This window comes from Vibrio sp. 10N.222.48.A3 (genome assembly GCF_041475345.1).
Taxonomy (GTDB): Bacteria; Pseudomonadota; Gammaproteobacteria; order Enterobacterales; family Vibrionaceae; genus Vibrio; species Vibrio tasmaniensis_A.
The window spans coordinates 1-12,433 of the sequence record NZ_JBFRVX010000289.1; the positions used below are offsets into that span (position 1 = coordinate 1).

Consider the following 12,433-nt stretch of genomic DNA (forward strand, 5'->3'; position numbering starts at 1 on the left):
CGAATGTGTATCAAAACAATATGGCTGAGAAAAAACTTAAAACGGAAATCAAAAATAAGTTTACTGAAAAGTTGTATGAAAAGCGAATTGAGTTATATCCAAAAGCTTTTTTAATCGTTTCAAAAATACAGAAAAGAAAAGCTCCTGAACTAATTATTTCAAAAGATCTGCAAGCTAATGTGTTAACTGAGTTAAATTTATGGGCAGAAAATGAAGCAGGATTGTTTTTATCTAAGGATGTAATTAAATCATATTATTCGCTACGAAAAGAATTGGGAAATAACCCTGGCGATGGTGAAAAATATACCAAAATACAAGCAGATAAAATTTGGAAAGCACGTACGAATTTTCGTTCAGCTTTGAGGTCTGATATTGCTCTTTTACATTATAAATAATTGGAGTTGTAATGGCTAATAAGAAAAAAAATAAAGGAAAATTAGACTCACATCAAAAAAAAGGAAGTAGTTTAATTGCTCCATTTAATCAAATTCCAAACCGAAACTCTATGTCTTGGGTTAATGACCGTCTTCCTTGTATGTTGTGGGCTGGTTTATTGATTAATGGGCTTAGTAGAGATAATGCCCTAGAGGTTTTCAGAGAAATTGGAACTAAGCTAGGGTTGGAGCATAAAGGTATTGACGAAGGTGAAAAGAAAATGCCAAGAATAGGTCTTTATGGCCTTTCTATTATTGATAAAACATTAAAAAATGAATTTTTTAATGTTTTAAGTTTACACCCTGAATCAAAATCAGCTTTGAGACCACTTTTATTGTTAGATTGTCTACCAATGCGCGAAAAGTGGCTTGAATTTTGTGGAGAGGTTGATGTTAAAAAAGAAGATTGGAAAGTTTTAGCACAAACTACTGCTCTATTATTAGATCATCAGTCACAAGAAGCGACTGATTGTCGATGGGCGTATTTATTACCGAGTGTAAATTCAGGTATGTTAGTGCTACAAAATGAAGAACAATATAAAGAGTTTCAAGAATATCCATATTATCAAGACCAAAGAAAAGTTAGGCCATTTATCCGAAGTACTGAAATGTCGATCAGTAATACGGTATTAGAAAATGATAGTTATAAAACAGATAAAGAAATATATTCAAGAGCGTTTTGGGCTGAATGTAAAAATAAAACAGATTGTTTTATTTCGTCACCAGCTAAATATGAAGCTTCATTTAATATTACAAAAACACTTGAAAGTATAGAAAGTTGTTGGGGTGAGCTTAGTCAGCACTTTGTGGAAACTGATACTTTTACACATGTACAGGCTAAAAGGGATGCTTCATTTGGATTTTGTTTTTATGCGTTAACTATCTCTAGGGAAGGATTATTGTCTTCGGGGATAATGGTAACATCTAAATTTTCATTAAGAGTATTAGCTGAACTATATATTACATTCTCATACTTGGTTGCTACTAATGATAAGAAAATGTGGGATGTATATCGTACATATGGGTCAAGCCAAGCAAAATTAACATTTATTAAGCTAGAGGAAGTTTTAGAGGATAAGCCTGAATATTTGAAAAAATCACAAATTGAAAGTTTAGCTAATGAAGATATCTATATGGATTTTCAAGATATTGAACTAGGCAATTGGGCTAAAATCGACCTGAGAAAAATGTCGATTATAGGCAAATGTAAAGATATATACGATGCATATTACTCATGGCCTTCAACGTATGCTCATGGGCAATGGTGTGCTGTTCGAGATACCGTTTTTACGACATGTTTGAATCCGTTGCACAGACTACATCGTGTACCATTGCCTCGACCTAAATATGAAGATCACGCAGAGAAAGATTTAGTCAAATTAACTAACATGACGCTCGATTTATTAAATAAAATATATCCGACGTTTGAACACAGATTATTATTAGTCCGCGATGAAACGTGCTAACAAATGCATCAATACGATTTGCTACATTCGGCATTCTGGGTTTCTTTGAGTTTACCGTGTTAAGTGGTAAATTTGAGCTTAATCTGCATGGTAGCAAACGTGTTATGCAGGCGTTAGGCAAATAGGAATAAATATGGATATTGCTGTACTAACTTTTAACGGATTTAATGAACTGGATTCATTTATAGCTGCGGGCATTTTGAACCGCATGAAAGACGCCGGTTGGAATGTGCAAATAACGAGTCCATCTCAATACGTCACTTCAATGAACGGAGTGACAATCAAATCTCAACAGCCTCTCGAGTTTGCTAACCAAGCCAACGTCGTATTATTTGGCAGTGGTGCACTAACGTGCGATATTGCGAAAGACAGAGATATACTTTCAAGGCTAAAGCTAAACCCTGAAACTCAGTTAATTGGTGGACAATGTTCAGGTACGTTGCTCATGTCAGTACTTGGTTTACTGCATCAAATACCAGCTTGTACCGATTTAACAACGAAACCTTGGGTTGTCGAATCAGGAGTTACCGTTTTAGACCAACCCTTTTATGCTAAAGGTAATCTTGCGACAGCAGGTGGTTGTTTGTCATCAAAGTACTTGGCTACCTGGGTAATTAGCAAGTTGTCGAGTAGGGCGGATGCTGAATCGGCAATTCATTATGTCGCGCCAGTCGGTGAAAAAGAAAGCACGGTTCAGCACTGTATGTCAGTAGTCGGTGCGTATCTGTAAATTTTGCCTAACAAACAACTATAGTGCCAATAGCTAAATTTTGGCGCTGTTTCCATCCCATATAGCCCTATCTATCATCAACCATTTCAGAGCGTTAAATGGTCGGTCACCACAATCTGTAGAGGGAAAGTGCATTGAAGTTAACGAATAAACTCGTACGTTACCCGCACATTGATGTTGATCGTGCGTTTGAAAAAGAAGCTGAGTTATTGCAGCAAATACAGGCCGGTGAAATTGCGCAAGCCTTAATGCTTTGGCAAGCAAAAACGCCGACACTTGTTTTGCCTGCGGGTAAAAAGTGGCCAGTGACGTTAGAGTCTAGAAAGCAACTTGCGGCACAAGGCTGGCAACTTACCTCGCGTAAAACAGGTGGCGCTCCCGTTCCTCAATTGCCGGGGATCATTAACCTGTCGCACATCTACCATTGGCCTCGTGATGAAGCTTACAACATCCAAAAAGCGTATCTACATCTGTGCAATGTCTTAACCCTGTTTTTTAAAGAACTAGGTGTCGATGTGGATGTACACGCGACTCCTGGCTCTTATTGTGATGGTGACTACAACCTCAATATCAATAAACAAAAAATAGTGGGTACTGCACAACGTGTATTGCTTAAACAAGGGGGCGGCCAAATCGTACTTTCGCAAGCTTGTATCTTGTTGGATGTCGACCTAGAGAACATCGTTGCGGCCGTGAATTTTTATAATCAAGTTTGTGGAAATCCAACCGTGGTGGATGCGCAAGTTCATACTCCCTTGTCCGCGCATTTGACGAGCCTTCCCAACGTAGATTCACTCTTTCAGCAGTTAAGCCAAGCTTTCATCAAGTATGCGTAATGCCTTCCTTTGGCTAACGCACAGCTCGCTTTGGGTTTAGGAAGGCCAACTTCTCGCTTATCCCTTCTCTTTATAGATCGCTGGCTTGATATCCAACAGTGGTGTGTTGTTCAAGCAGTCCAAGCCTCTCACGGTTACGGTGCCATTCTCGATTTTTTCAATCGGTAGCACGGCGGCACCGATTGGGTTTGGCCTGTGCGGTGAACGTAGTGCGAAGGTGCCTTTGGTCGGTGTTTCTTCATACCAGCTTTGTATCAGTTCATCTCGATTCGCGCCTTCTAACCAATACAAGATCAAGATGTGGTCGCCGGTGTTTAAGCCTTGTAAACCCGGCTGAAACGCGTTGTCTAACTTGATTTCACCGAGAGGGCCGTTGTCCGGTTGGATATTATTCGGGCAATCCGAAGCCGAGTGATAAGGCGTGGCAATTCGGCCAATAAATTGCAGTTCTGCAGACATCTTCAGCTCCTATTTAGTTCTTTATTTATCTCTTTATTAATCGATTTATTTGTCATCGTTTTTCATGGTCACTAAGGTGTAGATGAAGATCGTAATCAAGATCACCACACCGCCGATAATACTGGTCGTTGGCGGAATTTCGGTGAAGAAGATAAACGCCCAAACTGGTGCTAATACAGTTTCCAACATCAGAGTCATTGATACCTCTGGCGCGGTAATGTGGCGCGTTGCGACCATAGATAACACTCTGCCGACAGGTGCCGTAAACAAGCCCATCATGCCCATGATTAACCACGTTTCAACGCTGTAGCTTGATGGCGTTGCGAAGAAAAACATCACAACCGCTAGCAACAAACCACCTAGGCCCACACTCGCCAATCGGCTGACGTCTTGATATTTACGCAGCAAGGTAAACATCATAGATAAACAGATCACTGCGAATACCGCCAACGCATCGCCCATCCAATTGCCTGAAGAAAATGAACCTGAAACCACAATCGTAATACCAATCATCACCGCAACAATGGCAACCAAAGTCGATCGACTAGTGGCTTCTTTCAAGATCAACCAGCTGAAAACAGCGGCAACAGCAGGGGCGGCACTAAGGATCACAAAGGTATTGGCAATCGAGGTCATCTTAATGCTGAACACCAAGCCTGAGGCACTGCCGAGCATAAGAATACCCGCAGCCAACAATGGCCAACCGCTCTGAATCACAGCTTTACGTATTCCGCGTTTGTCGTTGAACTTAAGCAAAATCGGCATCGAGATCGCGCTGAATAAGCCGAACAAAAAGGCAGTATCGAATCCACTGACACCGGCATAACGAATGAAGATTGGATCAATACTCATTAACACGGCACCTGCGATCGCGAGGGTAAAGCCGAGGGTTCGTGTGCTTCTTGCTTCAGTTTTAGGGAGGTTCATTGTCGTCATTTCTCTATCCAATTATCTATTACCAATAAATCATACCAGCGAGTATGATTTTAAGAATTGGTTGAGTCAACACAAATCATACTTTAAAGTATGATCTCTGTTTTGGGGTGGATGAAGTAATGAGTAAGATTGAGCAGAACAAAGAGAAGAAACGACTCGCGATTTTAAAAGCTGCTAAAGCTGTTTTTTTAGCTGAAGGTTTTACGCTCGCGAGCATGGATGTGATCGCAAGCGAAGCCCAGATGACTAAACAAACGCTCTATCGATATTTCTCATCAAAAGATGTGTTGTTCAAAGCGACATTGCAGCAAATGGGGGCTCAGTTTGATGAGCTTTCTGTCGAGCAGTTAAAAATCTCTGATAATTATCAGGCATTGTATGGGTTCGCTACGGCCTTTTTGGCGTTTCATTTGTCGGACGAACATATCGCTACGTTGAAGCTATTGATTGCAGAAAGCGGTAAGTCTCCCGCTATCTTGGAAAGCTTTATGTCGGTAGGTGAAAACGAAACCGATATTGCACTCGCTCAGTTTTTCAAGGATAGGTTTGATACCGAAGATGTCGCCACTAAGGTTACTCTTTGGACGGGAATGCTATTAAGCTTGAGAAGCGGCGTGTTGATGGGGATGCCAAAACCAAACCTACAAGATATTGAGCAACATGCTCGCGTAAGTACGGAGTTTTTGTTGGCTGCGCTGAATACAGATTGATGTTGTGGAGTGCTCCTAAATACGGAGCTCTCATTGTATCTGACTAGTGAGCGTGGCATTGGCTAGAGCAGTTCTGTAAGTAACTGGTCGAGAGTCGTCATCAGTTTCTGATTTTTCCCCGTATTTAATGCATCAGCATGAGGGGCTTTAAATAGCCCCGAATCATTATCAAAATACTTCCCTGAAGCGTTAGAAAACTCTTCCGATAGTGCGGCTCGGCATAAGATATCAGCGCCAATCCCTAAGTCATTACCTTCCAAACCATACGCATCTTTAACCAATTTACTGCCAAGAAATGAGGCCGGATTAACGGGAATGATTAGAGGCCCTTGATCTCTTAATTGGTGCGCTAGATGGATTGACCACATCGTTAACGCCAACTTACTTTGTGCGTAGATGGGGCCATCTAAAGCGTCAGGATTTGGGCTGACAAGTGCCTCGAGATCGACCGATGACTGAGCGGCTGAAGATAGATTGACGATGCGACCGTTGGCATCAAAAAGTGGTAGCAGCTTTTGAGTCAGTAAATAAGGGGCAATGGTGTTCACAACAAAACGTACATCAAGGTTGTCTGAGGTGGTGACTTCCGAAACCTTGTATACGCCAGCATTGTTAATGAGTACATCGAGCTGTTCATGCTTCGACTTTATTTGGTTGGCGAGGGCTTTAACTTCAGAAAGAGAAGAGAGATCAGCAACATAATTTTCGATAATCGCATCCTTGGATAATCGAGAAAGGCCGGCTTCTACTTTGCTGAGTTTTGTTGGGTTACGTCCATGGATAAGGATGTGATGCCCTTGTTGGGCTAACATTTTCGCGGTCTCTAAACCGATACCATCTGTCGCACCTGTAATCATGATCTTTTTTCGCATCTTCCTTCCTTGAATAAAGAGTCCGGACAACTTTTATAACAAAGTTTGATTGCACAAAGTTTCTACTACTTCACATGCTGAGATATAGAAAGTACGGATGTGTATTACGATTGAGAAACCGTGAAACAAGGGTGTGGCTTTTCATTTTATTTTCTTGATATCGAGTAAAGCTCAAATCAAAAAAGCCTCAACCAGTTTAATGGTTGAGGCTTGGTCGTATTAGCCTTGTTTCAGCCTATTTAGGCCAGTTTGACGTTGTAATTATTTTACCTAAGAGCTGCTTAGTGAGCGTGCTCGTGTGAATCTTGGTACAACTCAGCGTCGACTTCTTCGCCTTTGTTTGGACGAGGAACAATCTCAAAAGAGGTGTCAGCTTCTGTCAATGAAGACAGCAGTTTGTTCAACGATGTTTTGTCTCCTTTCACGCCCGCTTGGCCATCTTCCAATAATTGGTTGAGTGTCGTTTTCTTCAGTACGATGTCTGATACATCTGATTTGTTGATGACCAGTGTGGTATCGGCATCTTGCAGTTCGCTCACTTGAATGTTGTTCAGGTTGCCATTCGACATCTCTACGTAGTAGAACTCTTTCACATCAGGTAATTGGATATTCATGGTAAACGGCGTGTCTTGCGCCTTCAATGAGTCCACTTTTACCGCTAAGTAATCCAGCAAGTTTTCGATGGTCATGTTCGCCAATACATCCGGAGAAGCCGTTTTTGGTGCACCCGGTTGTGTGCCGATACGCAGTTCTTGAGCACCTGTTAGATAGATGTTTCTCCACCCTGCGCCTTCTGATTGGTAGCCTAGCTGTTCATAAGTATCGGCCAGTAAACCACGCGCTTTTTTGTTCTCAGGTTCCGCTTGGACAACCTTGTTCAGTGCCGTTGCAACGAAGCGATATTCACCTTCTTGGAAATCTTGCTGCGCTTTCTCAATCACCGCGTCACTGCCACCCATGTATTCAACAAACTTAACTGACTCTGGGTGAATTTGTAGTGGGTTCAGATTGGCTGGGTTCATGTCGAAGTAACCAAGGTACATGTTGTACACCGCACGAGCATTGTGAGAGTAAGTACCGTGGTAACCATTGGTGTGCCAAGACTGTTGAATGCTGTCTGGCAGGACTTTGTAGATCTCGTCGCCAATGTCTTGCAGAACAACACCATTGTTCGCAAGGCGAAGTGTTTGGTTATGAGTGAAACCGTAAGCGTCACGCTGCATTTTTAGGTAGTCAGAGATTTCTTGTTCGCCCCAAATTGGCGATGAGTGAGAGGCAAATAGCACCTCGGTATCTTCACCCCAAGTGACCAACATCTCGTTGATTTTCTTAGACCACTTCAAGCCATCACGTACTTTTGCACCACGCAATGTGTAGAGGTTGTGCATGCCTTGATACGTTAGCTCACCAGTCCAAAGTGCCTTCATGCTCGGAATGTAGGTCACCATTTCTGATGCCGCTTCAGTGCCTGATGCATCCATGAATTGCATCTCTAGACCATCGATAACCAGCGTTTCAATTTCTTCGTTATGGTTAAGTTCGTAATCCGGCAATACGTAAGTAATGGTGCCAGTCGACAAGCCTTTCGCGAGTGCCGCATCCACAATACCGTGCTCATGACGATTCAGTGTTGCGCCATATTGATAAGCGGTACGTCGAGACATCGCATTACCTGCCAGTACGTTTTCGTCGACGATTTCTTTAGTGATGTTTTTAGAACCGTACACTTTTACGTCTGGGTAAGCTTCTTTGATTGCTCGTGCACCGCCAAAGTGATCGGCATGTGAGTGTGAGTAAATCATCGCTACGACAGGTAAGTCGCCACCATCAGGCACGTTGTTCTTGAAGAACTTTAATGACTTAGCCGCGGATTCTTTTGTGAGAAGAACGTCGTAAGCAATCCAACCATTGTCACTGCGGATGAAAGAAATAGACGCTAAATCGGCACCACGTACTTGGTAAACCTTACCCGGGACAACTTCGTACAAACCTTCAGCAGCTTGGTTCAGCACGGCTTGACGCCAAAGCGAAGGGTTTACTGAATCGGGTGCTTGATCGGCATTGTTCACGCTAGGGTCTATGAAGTTGAAGCTGTTGCGAATAATATCGCCAGTTTCTTGATCGAAGCTCGCGATCAACCCTTTGTTGTTATTGTCGAACGCGCGAGTGTCTTCGAAGTTCAGCGTTTTCGCGAATTCTTGGTTTGCTTTCGTCGTCATCTCAGTCGCGTCTTTGCCACCTTGATCGCCTATATCGCTAAAGTGTGCGTGGTCATGGTTAGCTGCAATAGCAGGAAACGCAAGAGAGATTGCTAGGAACAGTGATGCATTTTTGAAAGTGCGTGATGGAGTCATAGGTGCCTCTTCAATTCGGGATTTCGTTTCGTTGAGGAAATTATATGCCTAAGACATATAGCAAAAAATAAAGTAAGCTTTAGTTAACACATCACGATTAGCTATGTATTGAGTCGTACTATGGTTAGGGAACGAAGATAAAACCTGACCTATGATTGATAAGACGACATTGATAGAGAGAATACGGTGAGCGACATGGAAAAGTTGGATTTAAATCTACTGAGCGTGTTCTTAGAAGTGTACCGATTAAAGTCGATCACGCTTGCATCAGAATCGCTTGGTATGACTCAACCTGGAGTCAGCGGCGCTTTGAAACGGCTTCAAGCACAATTGGGTACAGACCTTTTTATTCGAGAGGGTAGAGGTATAACGCCGACCAATGCAGCGATGCAGTTGGCGTTACGTGTAGAGCCCGCATTGGACGGGATAACCAGCGCGGTCAGCACGCTAAAGCAGTTCGATAATCAGCAGCATCATGTGTTTCGAATTTTGGTCAACGAGATCGGTTTAACCAAGCTTCAGCCCCTTGTGGAAAAGGACGAGACGCTTGGTAACATCTCAATTGAATTCAATATGGTGCCAAGCAATGAAGAAGATCTGCTGCAGAGTTTGAGCATGCAGCAAGCCGACTTAGCGATCGATATTCACTACCCACAAGTGAATGGCTATATGAACCAGCAAGTGATTGAAGATGAGCTCGTGCTGATCGCCAAGAAAGGGCATCCAAGGATTGATGGATCGGTAACGGAAGCGCAGTATTATCATGAGAAACACATCACCTTCAGAATGCGTCGCTCTCACCTTTACACCGCGGATTACTTTACAAAAAATCCGATACAGCAGCGAAAAGTCAGTTCCGAATGTGATTCATTGATGACGATGTGTGTGTTGGTCTCTGGCTCCGACTGTGTTGGTAGTACATCTAGAGGTTTTGCTAATCAGTTTGCGGAGCGATTCCAACTGCAAGTACTCGAGCAGCCTTTTGAGGTATTGCCCATGAAACAGTATATGATTTGGCATAAACGAACAGACTTAAACCCGGCACATCAATGGTTAAGAACCAAGATTCAACAATACATGACGAGCTCTCAAAGCTGTTAACGATTCAATGAAAAACGGCTTCCATTTGGAGGCCGTTTTTGTCTCTGTTACTTGAGGGTTTTAATTAGGTTTTTTGGATTCAATCAACTTATTGTGCGCGTTTCTGACGAGCGGCTTTGAGCATTTTCATTGGCGACATTCCTGTCACCAACATGGTGCCGGTGATAACCAGAATTGAACCAACAATCGTATTGATGCCAATTGCTTCATCTAAGAATAAGTTACCCCAGAGAATACCAAATACCGGAATGATGAAGGTCACGGACAGGGCTGAAGGTGCGCCGAGTTCAGAGACGAGATTGAAGTAAAGTAGATACGCTAACCCAGTACATACCGCGCCTAATAAGATAACCGATGTAGTGATCGTAACGTCGGGTGTTTCTCTCATCGGAATAAAGAATACAAATGGCAAAACCAGCAACACCGCTGCCCACATGCTGCCATGGGCATTGTTGAATGCCTCAACTTTAGGGGCTTGTTTCGTATAGTTTGACGCTATTCCGTAGCTAAAGGCCGCCATCACTGCTGCAAAGATAGGAAGCATAGCCTCGCGGCCAATGTTCATCGCATCCCAACCGACTAACACGCCAACTCCCGTTACCCCAATCCCAAGTCCCAATAAAACTTTCGCCTCGAGTGCTGTTTTGGTCCATATCGCACCAATGATTGCCGCCCATATTGGCGCGGTAGAGTTCAAGATGGCGAGTGTCGAGGCGTTAAGTGTCTGCGCGGAATAAGCGAAAAGCAAAAAAGGAAGTGTGGTGTTAAACAGCCCGAGAATGAAGAAGTGTTTAGCGTGATCATGAAAAGAGAGCTTCTTTTTTAAATAGAAAGAAACTAAAAGCAGAGTAAGTGCTGCAAACAGAACTCGCGCTTCAATCAAGACTGCGGGCCCTAATGGATTGGCCGCCATTCTCATGAAAAGAAACGAGCCTCCCCATATAGCCGCAAGTAGTATCAGTTTTAAAAAGCTCACAGTTTGAATCTCTGATTGTGTAAAACCTGACTATGGAGGAAAGATAACTATTACACAAACATAGATACCAATACTGTGCAGCTAATTGTTGGCATTTTGATAACGGAACTGACTATTAAATAGGAACACTTTTGATGAATTATGTTCTGTTTATCCTTCCTTGTCTGACGAGTAATCTAGTGTCATATGTAAACATTAGGTGATAAAAATGAAGATCGAACACATCGCAATTTGGACCAAACAACTCGAAGTGCTTAAACGTTTTTATGAGGATTACTTTGGTGCAACGTCCAACCAGAAATATCACAATCCAAGCAAAGGCTTCTATTCATATTTCTTGTCTTTTGAAAGCGGTAGTCGCTTAGAGATCATGGAAATGTTCTCTGTCCCTGAATCGAAAGACGATATCTATGACCAGTTCACAGGCTTCATTCATATGGCGATATCACTAGGTTCGGAACAAGCGGTCGACCAACTGACTCAACGCTTGGTCGAAGACGGCTATGAGCGCTTAGATGGCCCAAGAAGAACAGGTGATGGCTATTATGAGAGCTGTGTGCTCGATCCTGATGGTAATCGCTTGGAACTTACCGTTTAATGTAGAGACTTAATTGAGTTACTCATCTACTAACGGAACTGAGGTATGACAATGATGAAGCTTGCTGTGACTTTCCTTTTTAGTCTTGGGCTTATGGGATGTGCTACCTCAGAACCGGTGTATGAGCAGGAGACGGACTCGAAACCTGAACCATCACAACCCATAGGTTACCTCGGTTTTAAAGCTCACCAAGAGTGGGCCATTCAATTTAACGACTGTACGGTCTATGATTTAACAGGCGCACAACCCTACCAGTGGTTTGATCGTACTTCAGCCTCTGTAAGCTGTTATGAGTTTAAGCCAAACGATGCTATCGAGCCTCTGTTGGTTTACTCCGAGGCTGACTTCAGAAGCAATAAACTCACTCCGATTAATCGCTTTCAAGAGTTGCAGGTATCAGAATCAGGCTGGGGCATTTTTCCTGCCGTCTACGAGACCAACGGCACCAATTGGCTGAAAGTCAAAGAGGGTTGGATTCACCTCACACTAGCCGATCAGACTTTGGTTCAGTTCTATCCCGGAACTCAAGACCAATCTAGCAAACACACACATGATCAATATTTTGAAGAGCACTGATCGTAACGCTGACTTTTGATTAGTCTGTAGTTCGATCAGAAAAAGATCGTTTAGTCATTGCTGAAACCGGTTTCAATCTGTATCTTTGCTTTTATTGAAATCGGTTTCAGGGCTGTAATGAGCTCTCTAATCCTGATCTTTTTCACGAATAACTTGTAGCGAGTAATGGTATGAACAACGAATTTCCGAACGATTTTTTATGGGGTGGTGCGGTTGCAGCACATCAACTAGAAGGCGGCTGGGATGCGAATGGTAAAGGTGTCAGTGTTGTTGATGTTTTAACAGCGGGCGCTCATGGTGTACAACGTCGAATCACTGACGGCGTGATCGACGGCGAAAACTACCCAAACCAAGTCGCTGTTGATTTCTACCATCGATACAAAGA

At 42.9% G+C, this 12,433-nt stretch carries 14 protein-coding genes; 9 read left to right on the forward strand and 5 right to left on the reverse strand.

The features are described from left to right. The 4 genes from AB4653_RS09325 to AB4653_RS09340 all read left to right on the forward strand — a co-directional run. Positions 1–395 (forward strand): hypothetical protein (locus AB4653_RS09325; protein ID WP_372103953.1); only part of this gene is annotated, 395 nt, incomplete at its 5' end. Positions 396–406: 11 nt separating this feature from the next. Next, on the forward strand, positions 407–1,900 hold the full coding sequence (locus AB4653_RS09330; protein WP_009845953.1) for a DUF5677 domain-containing protein: 1,494 nt from the start codon (positions 407–409) through the stop codon (positions 1,898–1,900). Between the two features lie 133 nt (positions 1,901–2,033). Further along, complete coding sequence (locus AB4653_RS09335) at positions 2,034–2,630, forward strand: DJ-1/PfpI family protein (RefSeq protein WP_009845952.1); 597 nt, start codon at positions 2,034–2,036, stop codon at positions 2,628–2,630. 134 nt (positions 2,631–2,764) lie between these two features. Further along, the gene (locus tag AB4653_RS09340) at positions 2,765–3,466 is read left to right on the forward strand and encodes a lipoyl protein ligase domain-containing protein (RefSeq protein WP_009845951.1); all 702 of its coding nucleotides are present in this window, start codon (positions 2,765–2,767) and stop codon (positions 3,464–3,466) included. 57 nt (positions 3,467–3,523) lie between these two features. On the opposite strand, the gene tsaA is transcribed toward AB4653_RS09340, so the two are convergent. Continuing rightward, a complete protein-coding gene (tsaA, locus tag AB4653_RS09345) occupies positions 3,524–3,925 on the reverse strand; it encodes a tRNA (N6-threonylcarbamoyladenosine(37)-N6)-methyltransferase TrmO (RefSeq protein ID WP_009845950.1) in 402 nt (133 codons plus the stop codon). Between the two features lie 45 nt (positions 3,926–3,970). Beyond that, positions 3,971–4,861 (reverse strand): DMT family transporter, encoded by an 891-nt coding sequence (locus AB4653_RS09350; RefSeq protein ID WP_032555097.1) that lies wholly within the window; start codon positions 4,859–4,861, stop codon positions 3,971–3,973. A 119-nt stretch (positions 4,862–4,980) separates the two neighbouring features. Between AB4653_RS09350 and AB4653_RS09355 the strand changes: the two genes are divergently transcribed. Beyond that, positions 4,981–5,571 carry a TetR/AcrR family transcriptional regulator gene (locus tag AB4653_RS09355; protein ID WP_009845948.1) on the forward strand — a complete coding sequence of 197 codons (591 nt, stop codon included), beginning with the start codon at positions 4,981–4,983 and terminating at the stop codon, positions 5,569–5,571. Positions 5,572–5,633: 62 nt separating this feature from the next. Here the strand turns inward: AB4653_RS09355 and AB4653_RS09360 are convergent, their stop codons facing one another. Further along, positions 5,634–6,443, reverse strand: a complete 810-nt coding sequence (locus AB4653_RS09360; protein ID WP_009845947.1) for an SDR family NAD(P)-dependent oxidoreductase — start codon at positions 6,441–6,443, stop codon at positions 5,634–5,636. A gap of 281 nt (positions 6,444–6,724) precedes the next feature. Then, positions 6,725–8,797 (reverse strand): alkyl/aryl-sulfatase, encoded by a 2,073-nt coding sequence (locus AB4653_RS09365; RefSeq protein WP_009845946.1) that lies wholly within the window; start codon positions 8,795–8,797, stop codon positions 6,725–6,727. Positions 8,798–8,983: 186 nt separating this feature from the next. Here AB4653_RS09365 and AB4653_RS09370 point away from each other — a divergent pair, with 186 nt between their 5' ends. Then, the gene (locus tag AB4653_RS09370; RefSeq protein WP_032555096.1) at positions 8,984–9,898 is read left to right on the forward strand and encodes a LysR family transcriptional regulator; all 915 of its coding nucleotides are present in this window, start codon (positions 8,984–8,986) and stop codon (positions 9,896–9,898) included. Positions 9,899–9,986: 88 nt separating this feature from the next. On the opposite strand, the gene AB4653_RS09375 is transcribed toward AB4653_RS09370, so the two are convergent. Then, complete coding sequence (locus AB4653_RS09375; RefSeq protein ID WP_032555164.1) at positions 9,987–10,817, reverse strand: DMT family transporter; 831 nt, start codon at positions 10,815–10,817, stop codon at positions 9,987–9,989. Positions 10,818–11,082: 265 nt separating this feature from the next. On the opposite strand from AB4653_RS09375, the gene AB4653_RS09380 reads away from it, so the two are divergent. From AB4653_RS09380 to AB4653_RS09390, 3 genes are all read left to right on the forward strand, one after another. Next, positions 11,083–11,472 carry a VOC family protein gene (locus AB4653_RS09380; RefSeq protein ID WP_009845943.1) on the forward strand — a complete coding sequence of 130 codons (390 nt, stop codon included), beginning with the start codon at positions 11,083–11,085 and terminating at the stop codon, positions 11,470–11,472. A 51-nt stretch (positions 11,473–11,523) separates the two neighbouring features. Then, entirely contained in the window at positions 11,524–12,048 is a 525-nt protein-coding gene (locus tag AB4653_RS09385; RefSeq protein ID WP_032555163.1) for a hypothetical protein, read from the forward strand. A gap of 170 nt (positions 12,049–12,218) precedes the next feature. Further along, positions 12,219–12,433 (forward strand): family 1 glycosylhydrolase (locus tag AB4653_RS09390; protein ID WP_372103956.1); only part of this gene is annotated, 215 nt, incomplete at its 3' end.

Excerpts from the sequence above, each read along its gene's own strand:
- AB4653_RS09365 (WP_009845946.1), bottom strand. The coding sequence starts at position 8,797 with ATGACTCCATCACGCACTTTCAAAAATGCATCACTGTTCCTAGCAATC.
- AB4653_RS09375 (WP_032555164.1), bottom strand. The coding sequence starts at position 10,817 with ATGAGAATGGCGGCCAATCCATTAGGGCCCGCAGTCTTGATTGAAGCG.
- AB4653_RS09330 (WP_009845953.1), top strand. The coding sequence starts at position 407 with ATGGCTAATAAGAAAAAAAATAAAGGAAAATTAGACTCACATCAAAAA.
- AB4653_RS09335 (WP_009845952.1), top strand. The coding sequence starts at position 2,034 with ATGGATATTGCTGTACTAACTTTTAACGGATTTAATGAACTGGATTCA.
- AB4653_RS09385 (WP_032555163.1), top strand. The coding sequence starts at position 11,524 with ATGATGAAGCTTGCTGTGACTTTCCTTTTTAGTCTTGGGCTTATGGGA.
- AB4653_RS09360 (WP_009845947.1), bottom strand. The coding sequence starts at position 6,443 with ATGCGAAAAAAGATCATGATTACAGGTGCGACAGATGGTATCGGTTTA.
- AB4653_RS09380 (WP_009845943.1), top strand. The coding sequence starts at position 11,083 with ATGAAGATCGAACACATCGCAATTTGGACCAAACAACTCGAAGTGCTT.
- AB4653_RS09350 (WP_032555097.1), bottom strand. The coding sequence starts at position 4,861 with ATGACGACAATGAACCTCCCTAAAACTGAAGCAAGAAGCACACGAACC.
- AB4653_RS09355 (WP_009845948.1), top strand. The coding sequence starts at position 4,981 with ATGAGTAAGATTGAGCAGAACAAAGAGAAGAAACGACTCGCGATTTTA.
- tsaA (WP_009845950.1), bottom strand. The coding sequence starts at position 3,925 with ATGTCTGCAGAACTGCAATTTATTGGCCGAATTGCCACGCCTTATCAC.